This window comes from Terrabacter aeriphilus, from assembly GCF_039542985.1.
Taxonomy (GTDB): domain Bacteria; phylum Actinomycetota; class Actinomycetes; order Actinomycetales; family Dermatophilaceae; genus Terrabacter; species Terrabacter aeriphilus.
Genome location: NZ_BAABIW010000011.1, coordinates 57,290 through 73,431, shown reverse-complemented (window position 1 = coordinate 73,431; position 16,142 = coordinate 57,290). Strand labels below are relative to the sequence as shown.

Annotated in this window: 16 protein-coding genes; 9 read left to right on the top strand and 7 right to left on the bottom strand. The window is 73.4% G+C overall.

What is annotated here, in order from left to right:
• Window positions 1-10 precede the first annotated feature (10 nt).
• Entirely contained in the window at window positions 11-625 is a 615-nt protein-coding gene (locus ABD979_RS08240; protein ID WP_345506983.1) for a TetR/AcrR family transcriptional regulator, read from the top strand.
• 44 nt (window positions 626-669) lie between these two features.
• On the opposite strand, the gene ABD979_RS08235 is transcribed toward ABD979_RS08240, so the two are convergent.
• Window positions 670-2,808 (bottom strand): PKD domain-containing protein, encoded by a 2,139-nt coding sequence (locus ABD979_RS08235; protein ID WP_345506982.1) that lies wholly within the window; start codon window positions 2,806-2,808, stop codon window positions 670-672.
• A gap of 167 nt (window positions 2,809-2,975) precedes the next feature.
• Between ABD979_RS08235 and ABD979_RS08230 the strand changes: the two genes are divergently transcribed.
• The 3 genes from ABD979_RS08230 to lepB all read left to right on the top strand — a co-directional run bounded on the left by ABD979_RS08230 (window position 2,976) and on the right by lepB (window position 5,780).
• The gene (locus ABD979_RS08230) at window positions 2,976-4,547 is read left to right on the top strand and encodes a multicopper oxidase family protein (protein ID WP_345506981.1); all 1,572 of its coding nucleotides are present in this window, start codon (window positions 2,976-2,978) and stop codon (window positions 4,545-4,547) included.
• Window positions 4,548-4,557: 10 nt separating this feature from the next.
• Window positions 4,558-5,181, top strand: a complete 624-nt coding sequence (locus ABD979_RS08225; RefSeq protein ID WP_345506980.1) for a hypothetical protein — start codon at window positions 4,558-4,560, stop codon at window positions 5,179-5,181.
• Between the two features lie 86 nt (window positions 5,182-5,267).
• The gene (gene lepB, locus ABD979_RS08220) at window positions 5,268-5,780 is read left to right on the top strand and encodes a signal peptidase I (RefSeq protein WP_345506979.1); all 513 of its coding nucleotides are present in this window, start codon (window positions 5,268-5,270) and stop codon (window positions 5,778-5,780) included.
• Here the strand turns inward: lepB and ABD979_RS08215 are convergent.
• On the bottom strand, window positions 5,755-6,804 hold the full coding sequence (locus ABD979_RS08215; RefSeq protein ID WP_345506978.1) for an AfsR/SARP family transcriptional regulator: 1,050 nt from the start codon (window positions 6,802-6,804) through the stop codon (window positions 5,755-5,757). The genes lepB and ABD979_RS08215 overlap by 26 nt on opposite strands.
• A 179-nt stretch (window positions 6,805-6,983) precedes the next feature.
• Here ABD979_RS08215 and ABD979_RS08210 point away from each other — a divergent pair, with 179 nt between their 5' ends.
• Entirely contained in the window at window positions 6,984-7,637 is a 654-nt protein-coding gene (locus ABD979_RS08210; protein ID WP_345506977.1) for a response regulator transcription factor, read from the top strand.
• Window positions 7,638-7,651: 14 nt separating this feature from the next.
• A complete protein-coding gene (locus ABD979_RS08205) occupies window positions 7,652-8,986 on the top strand; it encodes a sensor histidine kinase (protein WP_345506976.1) in 1,335 nt (444 codons plus the stop codon).
• A gap of 52 nt (window positions 8,987-9,038) precedes the next feature.
• Here ABD979_RS08205 and ABD979_RS08200 read toward each other — a convergent pair whose 3' ends face one another.
• Complete coding sequence (locus ABD979_RS08200) at window positions 9,039-9,494, bottom strand: MarR family winged helix-turn-helix transcriptional regulator (RefSeq protein ID WP_345506975.1); 456 nt, start codon at window positions 9,492-9,494, stop codon at window positions 9,039-9,041.
• A gap of 66 nt (window positions 9,495-9,560) precedes the next feature.
• On the opposite strand from ABD979_RS08200, the gene ABD979_RS08195 reads away from it, so the two are divergent.
• A complete protein-coding gene (locus tag ABD979_RS08195) occupies window positions 9,561-9,929 on the top strand; it encodes a VOC family protein (protein WP_345506974.1) in 369 nt (122 codons plus the stop codon).
• A 112-nt stretch (window positions 9,930-10,041) separates the two neighbouring features.
• On the opposite strand, the gene ABD979_RS08190 is transcribed toward ABD979_RS08195, so the two are convergent.
• Genes ABD979_RS08190 through ABD979_RS08180 form a run of 3 tightly spaced genes read right to left on the bottom strand, consistent with a single transcriptional unit; the run spans window position 10,042 to window position 12,406 of the window.
• On the bottom strand, window positions 10,042-10,335 hold the full coding sequence (locus ABD979_RS08190; protein ID WP_345506973.1) for a MoaD/ThiS family protein: 294 nt from the start codon (window positions 10,333-10,335) through the stop codon (window positions 10,042-10,044).
• Between the two features lie 17 nt (window positions 10,336-10,352).
• On the bottom strand, window positions 10,353-11,435 hold the full coding sequence (locus ABD979_RS08185; RefSeq protein WP_345506972.1) for a WD40/YVTN/BNR-like repeat-containing protein: 1,083 nt from the start codon (window positions 11,433-11,435) through the stop codon (window positions 10,353-10,355).
• Window positions 11,436-11,449: 14 nt separating this feature from the next.
• Window positions 11,450-12,406, bottom strand: a complete 957-nt coding sequence (locus ABD979_RS08180; protein ID WP_345506971.1) for a 2-hydroxyacid dehydrogenase — start codon at window positions 12,404-12,406, stop codon at window positions 11,450-11,452.
• Between the two features lie 91 nt (window positions 12,407-12,497).
• On the opposite strand from ABD979_RS08180, the gene ABD979_RS08175 reads away from it, so the two are divergent.
• Window positions 12,498-13,160 carry an MOSC domain-containing protein gene (locus ABD979_RS08175; RefSeq protein ID WP_345506970.1) on the top strand — a complete coding sequence of 221 codons (663 nt, stop codon included), beginning with the start codon at window positions 12,498-12,500 and terminating at the stop codon, window positions 13,158-13,160.
• A gap of 63 nt (window positions 13,161-13,223) precedes the next feature.
• Window positions 13,224-14,438, top strand: a complete 1,215-nt coding sequence (locus tag ABD979_RS08170; RefSeq protein WP_345506969.1) for a PQQ-dependent sugar dehydrogenase — start codon at window positions 13,224-13,226, stop codon at window positions 14,436-14,438.
• 155 nt (window positions 14,439-14,593) lie between these two features.
• On the opposite strand, the gene gatB is transcribed toward ABD979_RS08170, so the two are convergent.
• Window positions 14,594-16,141: an Asp-tRNA(Asn)/Glu-tRNA(Gln) amidotransferase subunit GatB gene (gatB, locus tag ABD979_RS08165; protein ID WP_345506968.1), complete on the bottom strand. Its 1,548-nt coding sequence runs from the start codon at window positions 16,139-16,141 to the stop codon at window positions 14,594-14,596.
• Between the last annotated feature and the right edge of the window lies 1 nt (window position 16,142).

Sequence of the window (16,142 nt, the reverse complement as noted above, 5' to 3'; positions counted from 1 at the left end):
TCCTGTGAGCATGACCACGACGGCCGAGCCCCGGATCACCCCCCGACGCCAGGCGACGCGCGACCGCGTCCTCGCCGCCGCGAGCGAGGTGTTCGCGGAGCGCGGCTTCCACGGTGCCTCGGTCGAGGACATCTGCGACCGCGCGGGCTTCACGCGCGGCGCCTTCTACTCGAACTTCACCTCGAAGGACGACCTCGTGGTGGAGCTCTCCCGACGGCACTCCGAGGCCCTCGTCGACCGGATCCGTCGTGCGAGCGAGCGCGAGCACGCGAGCGCGGAGGAGGTGCTGCGCGACGTCCTCGCCGCCCTCGCCGACGACAGCCGCAGCAAGGAGCGCTGGCTCGTGCTCACGACGGAGTTCACCCTGCACGCGATCCGTGACGCCGACGCGCGACGGGCGTGGGCGGCGCAGCAGCGGCGGGTGCGCGACGAGCTCGTCCTCGTCGTCGACGAGGCACTGGCCGGTCAGGGGCTCACGCTCCCCATCCCGACCGAGCTCTTCGTCCGCGCCGCCATCGCGCTGGCCCACGGGTCGATGACGCAACGCCTCGTCGAGCCGCGTTCGCTCAGCGTCGGGGAGCTGGAGCGCACCGTGCTGCCGATCCTGCTCGGCGTCGGGGCCTGACGGAGGGGCGCCGGGCGGGTCGAGCCCGCCCGGCACCCCCGCTGTCACTTGAGCGCCACGGTGAACGGGGCGGTCACCCCGCCCAGGGGCGACTCGACGACGACCACGGATCCCGCCGTCGCCACCGGTCCGGTCGCGGGCCTCACGGAGAAGGCCCCCGTCGGGTCGACGACCGAGCGGCCGACGACCGGGCCGGCGAGCGAACCGAGGTGGGCCACGACGTTCTGGCCGCCCGCCACCGAGCTCGTGCCGTCCACGCGCCACTTGCCGCCGGTGTAGCGAGCGGTCGTGATCCGGACGACGTCCGCCGTCGGCGTCACGACCACCTGGGCCGTGCGTGTGCTCGCGCCGGAGACGTCCCGCACCGTCAGCTCGAAGGTGAGCGGACCGTTGGTCGCCGGGTAGGCGTAGAACGGGAAGGTGAACGACGGCCGGGCCGAGTCGGCACCCGCCATCGTCACGACCGGGTCACCGGGGCCGGCGACCTGGCGCCAGGCGTACGTGGCCGCACCGACCGACCGGGATCCGTCGAGGGTGACCCGGGTGCCGCGCTGGACCGTCTGCGCGGGGCCGGCGTCCGCGACGACCTCCGGGGCGGGCGGCAGCACGGTGACGGTGAGCGTGGCTGTCGAGGACCCGCTGCGACCGGTGACCGTGAGGGAGAGGACGTAGTCGCCCGCGGCCGCGGGCGCCGTGAAGGAGGCCTGCGCCCGGTCGGGGTCGACGACCGAGATGCCGTCCGGCGACGTCCACGCGTAGGTCGCGACCGGTCCGCGCGAGGCCGACCCGTCGAGCCGCACCGTCTGGCCGGCCTGGACGACCTGGTCGGGGCCGGCCTGCGCCACGACCGGGATCGGGGCACGCGCGCCCCCGTCGACGGTGACGGGCAGCACGAGCGAACCGCCGGCGGCCGACGTCACGGTGACGCTGGGCGGCGGCGCCGGCAGGTCATCGACGACGAGCGAGCCGGCTGACATCGCCCCCCAGCCCGCGACCGTGAGGGCGGGCGGGTCGGCGGTGTCGCTCGACCCGGCCGTCACCGTGAGGCGGCGGTGGTCGGTGTCGTAGACGGCCTCGCCCGAGACGCGGTCCGCGACGCGGACGGTGCGTCGTGACGGTGGCACGTCACCGACGTTCGAGACCTGCAGCTGCCGCGGCAGGACCGAGCCGACGTCGACCCGCGCGAAGTAGTGCCCGGCCGCACCGGGGAGGTCGGTGGGGTCGAAGGCCGCGCCGGCGCCCGGCGTCACGTCCGCGACCTCGATGGCCTGCACGTCACCGGGCTCGGAGGACGCGAAGACGTCGATCACGCCCGCGCTGCCGGAGGAACGGGCATACGTCGCCCGCTCGGCCGTCACGCCGGCGGTCGTCGCCACCTTGCCCTGCACCGTGAAGAGCGCGGTCTCGACGCAGTCGGAGACCGGCCCGCCGACGGTGGGGCACGCGTCTGCCGCGGACGGGTTGATACCCGGGCCCTCGATCCGGAAGACGTTGGTGCCGTAGGGACTTCCCTTCACCGCGTGCGGCGTGACGCCGTCGCCGATGTAGGCGTCGGACGCCAGCGCGGGGTCGGAGCGGTCGCCGAACGTCGACCACGTGAGGAAGGGCCCGATGCGGCCGGCGAGCGCGCCGGTGAAGTCGCCCTGCCCGCCGATCCCGATGTCCTCGGTGTCGAAGACGAGGCCGGGCTTGTCGGTGCGCACCGTCTTGGTGCCGACGGGTGTGGTGACGCGGTAGTCGACGCCGTCCCGCGCGTTCGTGATCTTGATCCGCAGGCGCGCGAAGACGATCTGGTCGCCGTCGACGGGCGGCCCTGCGGCGAAAGCGCCCTCGAGGGCGATGTCGACGAGCGCCTTGCCGGCGTTGGCGGTGTTGAGGTTGGCCGCCGCCATCGCGTAGAAGCTCTCGTCGGGGTAGTTGTCGGGAAAGCTGAGCGGGGCCGTCTCGTCGGGAACCGCGCCGCGGGCCGGGCACCGCGGGTCGGCGAGGTCCACGCACCGTTCGAGGCGCAGCCCGTTCTTGTCCTTGTACCAGACCGGGTAGCCGTCGGTGGCGTTGACCGGACCGACCTGGGCGAGGCCGGGGCCCGGCGTGCCGCCCACGATGGCGGCCGACGCGGTGACGGCCGCGACGGCCGGGAGGAGGACGACGGCGGCGAGTGCCGCAGCAGTGGGACGTCTCATGGCTGCCTTCTCACGTTGATGCCGGATGACGTGCGCCTGCGAGGGACGCGGGTGCCAGCGTCGCGAGGCGGCCTTGGGGAAACCTTGGCTCCCGTCCGCGGCGACCCCAAGGTCTTTGCAAGGTCGGACGGCTTCCATGGACCCGTGCCCATGACCAGGAGGTAGCCATGAGCCTGTCTCGCCGAGACCTGATGAAGCTGGGCGTCGTCGGAGGCGCCGCGCTGGCCCTGCCGCTCGAGCGCACGGTGCGCGCCGGCACGACGGCGCAGACGCGACTCGCCGCGAGCCGTCTGCCGAAGCCGTTCACGCTGCCGTTCCGCGTGCCCCCGGTGCTGACCCCGACCCGGGTCGATGCCACGACGGACTACTACAAGGTCTACATGAAGCCGGTCATGGCCGACGTCGTCCCCGGTCTCAAGACGCCGCTGTGGGGCTACAACGGGATCGTCCCCGGCCCCACCGTCCGGGTCGAGCAGGGCCGGCGCACCGTCATGCGCCAGGTGAACAACCTCCCGGCCAAGCACCCGGTGCTCTCGTACACGCCGTGGACCTCGGTGCACCTGCACGGCTCCCCGTCGGCGCCCGAGTACGACGGCTACGCCAGCGACATCACCAACCCGGGCCAGTACAAGGACTACGTCTACCCGAACACCCCCACGGCCCGGACGCTCTGGTACCACGACCACGGCCTGCACCACACGGCCGAGAACGTCCAGATGGGCCTCGCGGCGCAGTACCTGCTGAGCGACCCGCTCGAGGCCTCGCTGCCGATCCCCCACGGCGCCTACGACATCCCGCTCGTCGTGGGCGACGCGATGTTCGCCACCGACGGCTCGCTGTTCTGGGACAACCACGACGAGTCCGGCATGTACGGCGACGTCATCCTCGTCAACGGGGTGCCGTGGCCGGTGATGAAGGTGGCCCGCCGCAAGTACCGCTTCCGGCTGCTCAACGCGTCGGTGTCACGCTCCTACCAGTGGTCGCTCGACTCCGGCGAGCCGCTCATCGTCATCGGCACGGACGGCGGCCTCATGCCGGCGCCGCAGCGGGTGAGGTCCTTCCGGCAGGGCATGGCCGAGCGCTACGAGGTCGTCATCGACTTCAGCCGCTACCCCGTCGGTCGCCGGGTGGTGCTGAACAACACGAGCCCGAAGAACAACGTCGACTACACCAACACGAACAAGGTCATGGCGTTCGACGTCGTCGCCGACGACTTCGACCCGGCCGACAACACCGTGCCGGACCAGCTCAACCCGACGAACCCCGTCATGGCGCTCACGGCGGCCGACGCCGTGCGCACCCGGCGCCTCGACCTCGTGCGCAAGAACAGCATGTGGACGATCAACGGGCACACCTGGGACGACGTCGTGCGCAGCGGGTTCTCGCTCGTCGAGGGCGACCCGCGTGAGGGCGACGTGGAGGTGTGGGAGATCCGCAACGCCTCGGGTGGCTGGTTCCACCCCGTGCACATCCACCTCGTCGACTTCCGGGTGCTCGACCGCAACGGCAAGCCGCCGATGCCCCACGAGCTGGGTCCGAAGGACGTCGTCTACGTCGGCGAGAACGAGCTCGTGCGCGTCGTCATGCGCTTCGAGGGCCGCGGCAAGTACATGATCCACTGCCACAACCTCGTCCACGAGGACCACGACATGATGAGCCAGTTCGAGGTGCGCGCCGACGAGGAGTCGGACCCCCTGAGCGACCCGTGCAAGAGCCTGCCCGAGACCGACGAGATCTGAGGGCCGGCCCATGGACACCCTGTCGACCGGCGCCCACGACTCCGTCGGGCTCGGGCCCGCGCCCGCCCCGGCAACCCCGTCCGGAGCGGGAGCGGGCCACGGACTCCACGGACGGGCGACCCTGCGGTGGGCTGGTGCTGCCGCCGCGGTCGCCGGGGCGATCCACGTCGGCGTCGCGCCCGAGCACTTCGCCGGGTGGGCCCCGGCCGGGGTGTTCCTGCTCGGCGCCGGGGTCCTCCAGCTCGGCCTCGCCGTCGCGCTCTGGCGCGACCGGCTGCGGCGCCTGGCCCCCCTCGCCGTGCTGGGCACCGCCGGCCTCGTGCTCCTCTACGTCGTGTCCCGCACCGTCGGGCTCCCGGTGCCCGGCCACGTCGAGCTCGCCACGAGCCACCACACGCCACTCCCCGTCCCCCAGGGAGTGGGCAACGGGATGCCTGTCATCCCGGGATCACCTGGGTCGTCGTCCGCGGAGCCGGTCGGTCCCCTCGACCTGCTCTGCCTCGTCGCCGAGCTCGGACTGCTCGTCGTGCTCGTCGGTCTGCTCCCTGCTGACCGGCGCCGGGTGCTGACGAACCTGCTGCTCGCGGTCGCCGGCTGTGCCGTCGTGCTGCGGGCCGTGGCGCAGGCCTCGTGAACGAGGCCTCCCAGGTCGCGGGCCCGGCCGTCGGGTCCCCTCCCCCCGGGGACTCCCGACGGCCGGGTCCGTCCCGGCGTCGACGGGTGCTCGCGATCGGGCTCCTCGGCGCCGTCCTGCTCACGAGCCGCCTCGTCGTCGAGCCCGTGCAGGTCACGTCGGAGTCGATGACGCCGACGCTGCGCCCGGACGACCGGGTGCTCGTGCTGCGGGCCCCGTTCAGCGGGGACGTCCACCGCGGCGACGTCGTCGTCGTCGACGGCACGGCGTGGGAGCGACGTCAACCGTCGGCCGCCGAGGGGCCCCCGCGCGCGAGCCTCGAGGGCGAGTGGCTCGTCAAGCGTGCGGTCGCCCTGTCGGGCGACTCCGTGGCCCTCGAGGACGGGTCGCTCGTCGTCAACGGCAGTCCCGTGGACGAGCCGTGGGTGGACCTCGAGTCGGTCGACGGCACCTACTTCGGCCCCGTGACCGTGCCGCAGGGTGAGGTCTTCGTGCTCGGTGACGACCGGGACCGCTCCGTCGACTCCCGCACGCTCGGCCCGGTGCCCCTCGACGCGGTGCGGGGCCGCGTGCTCACGCGCTGGTGGCCATGGGGGTGAAGCGGGTCAGCCCGCGCTCCGCGGGCCCCGCCACGGCGCGCACCAGCTCGCGGAGCCGTCGGCAGTCCTCGCTGAGGCTCGTCCCCTGACCCACGACGGGCGGCTGCGCGTCCTCGGCGCCGCCCCGCCGACCTGAGTCCGCGACCCCGTCGACGGCATACGGTCGTGTGCCGCGCCCGTCGAGCAGGGCCAGGTGCAGCCGGACGACGGCCTCGAGGAGCTCGCCGAGCCCGCCGTCGGCGGCGCAGGAGGTCGCCACGAGCAGCCGCTCGAAGACGCCCCGGAGGCGGGGGCCGGGCTCGCAGCCGAGCTCGGCCGCGAGCAGCGTGCGGCACGCGTCGTACTCGCGCAGCGCCTCGGCCTCCTGACCCCGGCGTTCGAGCGTCTCGAGCAGCACGACCCAGGCCGACTCGAGGAGCGGGTCGAGCTCGAGCGCCCGCCGTGCCCACGCCTCCGACCGCTCGAGGTCACCGGCCGCGATCGCGGCGCGCCCGGCCTCGACGAGCACCTGGAGCACCCGCGCGGCGTGCACGTGCGCCCGGTCGCGCAGCCAGGGCAGGTCGACGTCGTCGGGCAGCAGCGGGGCCTCGACGAGGTCGATGGCGGTGCGGTAGTCGGTGAGCGGGCAGCACCCGACGGCGCCGGCCTCGCGGGCCGCGGCGACGTGCCGGCCGAACTCCACGAGGTCGACCGGCACCACGTCGACGTCCCAGCGGTAGCCGCCCGGCACGGTGAGCACCGGCCGGAGGCCCGGCTCCGCGATCGCGAGCCGCTTCCGCAGCACGCTGACGTATGCCTCGAGCGTGCTGAGCGCGCCCGCGGGTGGCTCGTCGCCCCAGAGCATCTCGATGAGACGCGTCTTCGACACCGGCGTGCCGCCCTCGACGAGCAGGGCGATCAGCACCTGCCGGGCCTTGCCCCCGCCGAGGTCGCGCGGACCCAGCACGGCCCGGGCCGTCGTGACCTGCAGACCCCCACACACCCGCACGCTCATCCACGGCGCCCGACGCGACAACACACCCATGACGATCCCCCCTCAGAGACTGCTTCCATGCTCCGTCGGGCGTCCGCGCGACGGATGTCCCACCGAGGGGGTGGGGACCACCCAGTTTTCGGTGCCGTTTTCCGCCCACGTGGACCGCCGGGACGTGATACTGGCCGAGGGCCGCAGGGGGTGCGTGCCCGGACGACGGAGGGGGCTTCGTGTCGTCAGCTCTGCTGCGGGTGGTGGTCGTCGACGACCACCGCACGGTCGCCGACGCCCTGTCGCTCGCCGTCTCGGGCGAGCCGGACATGGAATGCGTCGGCACGGCGCACGGCTCCGTGGAGGCCGAGCAGCTCGTGGCCACCCTCGTGCCGGACGCCGTCGTCATGGACGTGCGACTCGAGGACGGCGACGGCATCGAGCTGACGCAGCGCCTCGTGGCGCGCCGGCCCGAGCTGCGCGTCGTCGTGCTCACCGCCCACGTCGACCACGCGCTGCTCGCCCGGGCGGCGGAGGCCGGCGCGTGCGCCGTCCTGCCGAAGGGCGAGGCGCTCGCCGAGCTCATCACGACCGTGCGGAGCGTGCCGCGCGACGGGTTCGCCGTCCACCCGGTGCTGCTCCGCCGGCTGATGGGGGCCGGGCCGTCGGGGCGCGAGCCCGACCCGCTGCTCACAGCCCGCGAGATGGAGGTGCTCGAGCTGCTGGCCCAGGGGCGCGACCCCACGGCGATCGCGCGTCGCCTCGGCATCTCCGTCTCCACCACCCGCGGCCACGTCAAGAGCCTGCTCGTCAAGCTCGACGCGCACAGCCAGCTCGAGGCGGTCGTGATCGCCTTGCGCCGTAGGCTGATCCGACTCGACGCCGACCACTGACCTGGAGCCCGACCTTGACCACAGCCACCGAGCGGTCGTCATCCGTGCTCCGCCACGCCACGATCCGCTTCGTGGTGGCCAGCCTCACGGCCCTCGCGCTCGCCGCAGCAGCCACCGTGCTGCTGTCGCAGCCGCTGGCCGAGCAGCTCGCGGTGCGCGAGGCGTCCTCGCGCAGCACGGCATACGCGACGGCCGTCGTGGCTCCGCTCGTCGACGCCCGCGTGCTGCGGCAGGAGCCCGACGCCACGGCCACGCTGGCCCGGTTCATGCGGTCACGGATGGCCGACGGCTCCATCACCCACATGAAGATCTGGACCCAGACGGGCCGCGTCGTCTGGTCCGACGAGCCGGCAGTGAACGGCTCGAGCTACGAGCTCGACGAGGACGTGGCGTCCCTCTTCGGCACGACGTCCGTCACGGCCGAGGTGTCGGAGCTCGACAAGGCGGAGAACGCCCAGGAGCGCGGCGACGGGCGCCTCATCGAGGTCTACGTCGGCTTCCACGCCGACGACGGCAGCCCGCTCGTCTTCGAGGCCTACTGGCCGACCGAGCGCATCCAGCAGGACGTCGGCGACATCCGTTGGCGGTTCACCGGGCTCGGGCTCGGCGCCCTGCTCGTGCTGGCCGCCACGCTGCTGCCGCTCGCGCTCTCCCTCGCCCGCCGCGTCGACCGCGGGCTCGCCGAGCGCGAGGCGATGGTGCGGCACGCCCTGTCGGCCTCGGACCTCGAGCGCCGGCGGATCGCCGAGGACCTCCACGACGGCATCGTGCAGGACATCATCGGCCTGCGCTACTCGCTGCCCACCGTCGCCGCGGCCGTGCCCGCTGAGGCCACCGGCGCCCGCGAGGTGCTCGACCGGGCCCAGGCCGACCTCGCCCGCGGGATGGTCGGCGTCAGGCACCTGCTCACCGACCTCTACCCCGCGGACCTCGAGCGCGGCGGCCTGACCGTCGCGGTCGAGGAGCTGGCCGAGCGGCTGCGCCAGTCGGGGACCGGGGTCGACGTTCGCCTCGACCCCGGGATCGACGGTGACGTCGCGGTGGCGCGCCTGACCTACCGGGTCGTTCGCGAGGGCCTGCGCAACGTCACGAAGCACGCCCACGCGCAGGCCGTGCAGGTCGTCGGCACGGTCGAGGGCGAGCGCGTCTGCGTCGAGGTGCGCGACGACGGCCGCGGGATCGGCGAGGGGGGTCTCGACGCCGCGGTCGCCGAGGGACACCTCGGGCTGCGCCTCCTCGAGGACACCCTGCGCACGCTCGGCGGCACCCTGCTGCTCACCTCGCTCCCCGAAGGCGGCACGACCCTCGTGGCGAGGTTCCCGCTCGCCCTCGGCGCCGAGGCCGACTGATCCGGCTCGCCGGGCGCGCCCGGACGCACGGGCGGTGGGTGGTGCTCGCCGCTCAGCCGGAGCCGGTGTCGCGCAGAGCGGCGACCATGCCGCGGAGGATGCGCAGGGCATCGGCCTGCTCGATGTCGGTCAGACCGGACAGCATCCTGACCTCGACGGACCGGACCGCAGCGGTCGCCGCCTCGAGGCTTCGTCGTCCGCGCGGCGTGAGTCGGGTCGGGAGAGCCCTCCCGACGGGAGCGGACGTGGGCCTCGTCACGTAGCCGTCGCGTTCGAGGGCCTGCAGGAGCACGTTCATCGACTGGCGGGTCACGAAGGCCCCCCGGGCCAGCTCGGAGTTCGACAGGCCCGGGCGCTGGGCCAGCAGCTCGAGGCACGAGTAGTGGGTGACGCTCATCCCGAGCGGACGCAGCACCTCCTCCATCGCGGCCCGCAGCGCGCTCGATGCCTCTTTCAGCAGGTAGCCCAGCGACGTCTCGAGATCGATGCCCGCACCGTCTTGACTCATGTCAGCATTCTGACATAGTAGTTGGTGTCAGAAAACTGACATTCGCACTCTCGCCAGGAGCCAGCCATGCCGGTCACCGGACCCGACTTCATCTCCCTGCAAGCCACCGACCTCGACGCCTCCCGGGCGTTCTACGAGCAGTACCTCGGCCTGGTGCGCTCACCGGCCGGGCCACCGCACGCCGTCGTCTTCGAAACGTCCCCCGTCGCCTTCGCGCTCCGCGAGGTCGTTCCGGGCACCGACCTCGCGTCCGTGGCCCGGCCCGGCCTCGGCACCGCGGTCTGGCTCCTCGCGACCGACGTCCAGGCCATCCACGACGCGATGGTCGCCGACGGTCGCACCATCGTCTCCCCACCGGTCGACGGCCCGTTCGGCCTGACCTTCACCTTCGCGGACCCGGACGGCTACCACGTCACCCTCCACGACCGCTCCTGACCGCTGCACCGGACCCACGCTCGCGAAGGCCGACCGCCCGCGCGCAGCACGTAGCCACCCGCCCCCTTCCGGGCAGCCAACTCGGCAGGAGTCCGATGCGCTCGTGCGGTGGTCAGCCGCCCGAGACGGCGTTGATGATGTGGACGCGCGCGCCGGCCGGCACGTCGGCCCCCACCCCGTCCCCGCGCGTCGCGTCCTCACCGTTGACGAACACCTTGACGTGGCGGCGGATCTGGCCGCGCTCGTCGCGCACCTTGCCGTCGAGGATGCGGTGCTCGGCGAACGCGCGGTCGAGCAGCTCGGCGACGGTCTGCGACTCGGCGGGCGACTCCACCTCGATCTCGCTCACCCCGCCGACGAGGTCGCGCAGCATGCCGGGCAGGATGACACGGACGGCGGACGGCATACGGAACCCCTTCCTGCTCAGGCGATCTGAGCCGCGCGGACGACGAGCACGTCGGGCAGCTGGGTGGCGATGCGGGTGAAGGACTCCCCCTCGTCGGACGACGCGAAGACGTCGCCGTTGCGCGTGCCGAGGTAGACCCCGACGGGGTCGGCCTCGTCGAGGGCGGCGGCGTCACGCAGCACGCAGGTGAAGCTGTGCGCGGGGAGTCCGACGCTCTGCTCACGCCAGTGGGCTCCCCCGTCGTCGGACCGCTGCACCTGCAGCTGGGCACCGGGCGGGATGCGCTCGCCGTCGTCGGCGACGGGCACGTTCCAGACGACGCCGGGACGGCGCGGGTGCGCGAGGATGGTGAACCCGAAGTCGGTGGGCAGCCCGTCGGCGATCGAGCTCCACGTGCGCCCGTTGTCGTCGGAGCGGTAGACGCCCTTGTGGTTCTGCGCGTAGAGCTCACCCTCGGCCGAGCCGCGCGCCACCTTGTGCACGCACTGGCCGTACTCGGGGTACTCGTCGTCGGGCATGAAGTAGGCGCGGATGCCGGGGTTGCTCGCCTCCCACGACCCGCCCCCGTCGGCGGAGCGGTAGACGCCACCCGCGCTCATCGCGACGAGGAGGTTCTCGGGGTGCCCGGGCTCGGGGACGATGGTGTGGACGGCGCCTCCGCCGAAGCCCGGCTCCCACGTCGGGCGGTGCGGGTGGTCCCAGAGCCCGCGGACGAGCTCGTAGTGGTCGCCGCGGTCGGTGCTGCGGAAGAGCGCGTGCGGCTCGACCCCGGCCCACACGACGTCGGCGTCGTTGGGGTCGGGCGTCAGCTGCCACACCCGCTCGAGGGCGGTGTCGGTGTCGGTCGGGAACGCGAGGGCGCGCTCCGCGCTCTCGGTCCACGTGCGGCCCGCGTCCGTGCTGACCTGCACGGTCGGCCCCCAGTGCCACGACTTGACGCCGGCGAGCACGGTCGAGCGGCCCTCCCGGGTGTCGACGGCGACGGAGGCGACCTCGCTCATGAGGAAGTGGGGGCCCTCGAGGGTCCACTCCGCACGGTCGCTGCTGCGGGCGATCCACAGGCCCTTGCGGGTGCCGATGGCGACGATGGTCTCGGTCATGTTGACAGTGTCCACTAACCGCCTTGGGCCGACAAGGGTCCGACGACGGCGTTGTCGACCGGCCGCCCGGCGAGCAGCGCCTCCACCTGGGCGCGCACGAGCGCCTTGGCGCGCGGGCGCATCGCGTCGGTCGCCCCGCCGACATGCGGCGTGAGCAGCACCCCCGGCGTCGTCCAGAGCGGGTGGTCCTCCGGCAGCGGTTCTGGGTCGGTGACGTCGAGGGCCGCACGCAGCCGACCCGACGCACACTCCGCGACGAGCGCGTCGGTGTCGACGACGGGCCCCCGGGCCACGTTGACGAGCAGCGCGCCGTCCGGCATCCGGGCGAGGGCGTCCGCGTCGAGGAGGTGGCGGGTGGCCTCGGTCAGCGGCACGATGACGACGACGACGTCGTGCTCCGGCAGCAGCGCGGGCAGCTCGACGATGCCGTGCACGTGCTCGACGAGGTCGTCACCCGCCCGGGCACGCGACGCGACCGCCGTCACCGTCACCTCGAACGGCGCGAACCGGCTCGCGATGGCGCGGCCGATGCGGCCGTAGCCGACGACGAGCACCTTCCGGTCGGCGAGCGCCGGGCGCAGTCGCAGCGGCACCCAGTGGCGGGCCGCCTGCGCGGCCACGAACTCCGGCACGTCGCGGATCGAGGCCAGCGTCAGGGTGAGGGCGAGCTCGGCGGTCGAGGCGTCGTGCACCCCCGCGGCGTTGCACAGCGTCACGCCGTCGGGCACGACGTCGGCGTACTGCTCGTAGCCGGCGCTCTGCAGCTGCACGACCTCGAGCGCGGTCAGCCCCTGCGTCACCCGCGCGAGGTCGAGCGAGGTCATGTAGGGCATGACGGCATACCTGATCTCGGGGCCGCGGGGGTGCGGCGCCGCCATGTCCCAGACGACGGCGTCGACGCCGTCGAGGTCGGCGAGCGCCTCCGCGTAGTCGGCTTCGGGCACGGACACGACGAGCGGGGAGGTCGGCATGCACCCACGCTAGGCGACGCTCCCTCCCCGGGTGCGACGGGGAGGTGACGGACCGCGGGGCCTGCGGGCGGCGCGGGCTAGGCTCACCGACGTGAGCGCGCTCCCCCACGTCCTGTCCCTCCGGTCCGGGCGACGCACCCCGCCGCCGGGAGGCGGCCGGCCCACCGCCATCGCCAAGGCGCCCGTCGACTCGGCGGAGGTGCGCGACCCCGGGCCGAAGCACGGCGGGCTCGGCAGCGGTGTCGTCGGCGACGAGGTCGGCAACCCCAAGCACCACGGCGGCTCGCTGCAGGCGGTCTACGCCTATTCGCGCGAGGACCAGCTGTGGTGGGGCGAGCAGATCGGGCGGCCCGTCGTGGCAGGCGATTTCGGCGAGAACCTCACCACGCTGGGCGTGGACACCACCCACGCCCTCGTCGGCGAGACGTGGCGCATCGGCGAGGTCGTGCTCCGGGTCGAGGTGCCGCGCATGCCGTGCAGCACCTTCGCGAAGCACATGGGCGAGCCGCGGTGGGTGCGCCGTTTCAGCGAGGCGGGGCGCACCGGCGCCTACCTGTCGGTCGTGACCCCCGGCGTCCTCACCGTCGGCACGCCGATCGTGGTGGAGCGGCCGGAGCACGACGTCGACCTGCTCGTGCTCTTCCGCGCCATCACCGGGGACCTCGACGCCGCACGCCGCGTCGTGGCGTCAGGCGTCACCCACCCGGACGTCGAGCGCGGCCTCGTCGAGGCCCTCGAGCGCCGCGGGGCCTGAGTCCCCCGCGGATCGACGGCCGCGCCCAGCCGTTCAGCGTCCTGCCGTGGGACACAATGGGGTATGCCGTCCCCGTCCCGACCGCTGCGCCGCGCCCTCGTGAGCGGTGTCGCCGCCGCCCTGCTCGTGTCGGCCGGCGCGTCGGCCTGCTCGACGACGCAGCCGGGACCGTCGTCCGACGACGTCTCGACGTCGACCGGGGCCGGCAGCGGTGGCGCCGCCAGCACGGGTGGCCCCGCCGCCACGGCGACGTCGGAGTCCGGCACCGCGACGACGTCCACGGCGCCGACGAGCACCACGACTCCCCGGCCGACCGGGCCGGTGACGCTGCTCGGGGGCCTCGACATCGCCTGGTCGGTGGCCGTGCTGCCCGACGGCAGCGCCCTCGTCAGCGAGCGCAACACGGGCCGCGTGCACCTGGTGCCGAAGCCCGGGTCGGGAGGCCGGTCGACCGTCGTCGGTCGCCTGCCCATCACCCGCACGGAGGGTGAGGGCGGCCTGCTCGGGCTGGCCGTGGCGGCCGACTTCGCGACCGACCCGACCGTCTACGCGTACTACTCGACCGACGACGACAACCGCATCGCGGCCGTGCCGTGGCGCGACGGCGCGCTCGGTGAGCCCGACGTGATCTTCTCCGGCATCCCGCGGGGTCGCAACCACAACGGCGGCCGCATCGCCTTCGGCCCCGACGGGTACCTCTACGCCGGCACCGGTGAGGCGGGTGATACCGCCCTGTCGCAGAACCTCGGCTCGCTCGGGGGCAAGATCCTGCGCATCACGCGGCAGGGCGATCCCGCCCCCGGCAACCCCTTCGGCGGATCGCCGATCTGGTCCTACGGCCACCGCAACGTCCAAGGCCTTGCGTGGGACAGCCGGAAACGCCTGTGGGCCAGCGAGTTCGGGCAGAACACGGAGGACGAGCTCAACCTCATCACGCCCGGCGGCAACTACGGCTGGCCGGAGGTCGAGGGCAAGGCCGGCGAACCCGACTTCATCGACCCGGTCGCCCAGTGGCCGACGTCGGAGATGTCGCCGAGCGGCATCGCGGTCGGGCCCGACGGCGCCGTCTACATGGCCGCCCTGCGCGGGCAGTCCGTCTGGCGCGTGCCCGTCGACGCCGACGGCACGGCGGGCACCCCGACCCGGCACCTGCAGGGCACCTACGGCCGCATCCGCGACATCCGGTTCGTCGCGGGCCGCGCGTGGGTCACGACGAGCAACAACGACGGCGCCGACCGCCTCATCTCGCTCCCGCTCGCCGACGTCGGCGCCCGCTGACCCAGCACCCCCTGACGTCGAGAGGCCACGTCGCGTGGGCCTTCTCGCGTCGAGAGGCCACCGTATGCCGCCGCGCGCGGCGGGCGGCATACGGGAACGTCACGCGACGTGGCCCCTCGACTGGGTCGGACCCACGAAGAGTGGCCTCTCGACGGTTACTGGAGCTTGGCGAGGATGATCTCGCGGGCCTTCCCGGCGTCGGCCTGGCCCTTCATCGCCTTCATGACCTGCCCGATGAGCGCCCCGGCGGCGGCCACCTTGCCGTCGCGGATCTTCGCCGCGACGTCGGGGTTGGCCGCGATGACCTCGTCGACGGCCGCCTCGAGGGCACCGTCGTCCTGCACGAGCTCGAGGCCGCGCGCGTCGGCGACGGCCGTCGGGGTGCCCTCGCCGGCGAGGACGCCGTCGAGCACCTGGCGCGCCATCGAGTCGTTGAGCCGTCCCGCGGTCACGAGCCCGTCGAGCTCCGCGACGTGCGCGGGCGTCAGACCCAGCCCGGCGGCGTACGTGACGATGTCCTGGCCCTCCGCGTTGGCGCGACGCGACGGCTCACCGAGCCACCACTTGCGCGCCGCCGCGGGGCTGGCACCCGCCGCCACCGTCTCCTCGATGAGCTCGACGGCGCCGGCGTTGACGACGTCGCGCATCTCGAGATCGCTGTAGCCCCAGTCGGACTGGAGCCGCTTGCGACGCAGGCCGGGAGGCTCGGGAAGGGTGCCACGCAGCGCCTCGACCGTCTCGCGCGAGGGCGCGACGGGCACGAGGTCGGGCTCGGGGAAGTAGCGGTAGTCCTCGGCGTCGGACTTGACGCGGCCCGAGGTGGTGATGCCGGTGTCCTCGTGCCAGTGACGCGTCTCCTGCAGGATCGAGCCGCCGCCGTCGAGGATCGCCGCGTGGCGTGAGATCTCGTAGCGCACGGCCCGCTCGACCGAGCGCAGCGAGTTGACGTTCTTCGTCTCGGTGCGGGTGCCGAGGGGCACGGCGAGCTGGGCCTCGTCGAGCGGCGCACCGACGCGCGGCCGCAGCGAGACGTTGGCGTCGCAGCGCATCGAGCCCTGCTCCATCTTGACGTCACTGACGTCGAGGGCCCGCAGCAGCTCGCGCAGCGCCGAGACGTAGGCCTTGGCGACCTCGGGCGCGCGCTCCCCCGCCCCGACCATCGGCTTGGTGACGATCTCGATGAGCGGGATGCCGGCACGGTTGTAGTCGACGAGCGAGTGGTCGGCGCCGTGGATGCGGCCGGTCGCGCCGCCGATGTGCAGCGACTTGCCGGTGTCCTCCTCCATGTGCGCGCGCTCGATCTCGACGCGGTAGGTGCTGCCGTCCTCGAGCTCGACGTCGAGGTAGCCCTCGTAGGCGATCGGCTCGTCGTACTGCGACGTCTGGAAGTTCTTCGGCATGTCCGGGTAGAAGTAGTTCTTCCGCGCGAAGCGGCACCACTGCGCGATCTCGCAGTTGAGGGCGAGGCCGATGCGGATGGCCGACTCGACGGCCTTCTCGTTGACGACCGGCAGCGCGCCGGGCAGCCCGAGGCAGACGGGGCAGACCTGCGAGTTCGGCTCCGCGCCGAACTCCGTGGGGCAGCCGCAGAACATCTTCGTGGCGGTGTGCAGCTCGACGTGCACCTCGAGGCCCATGACGGGGTCGAACTTGCCCATGGCCTCGTCGTAGTCCATGACGGCGTCGGCGGTGGCCGTGCTCATC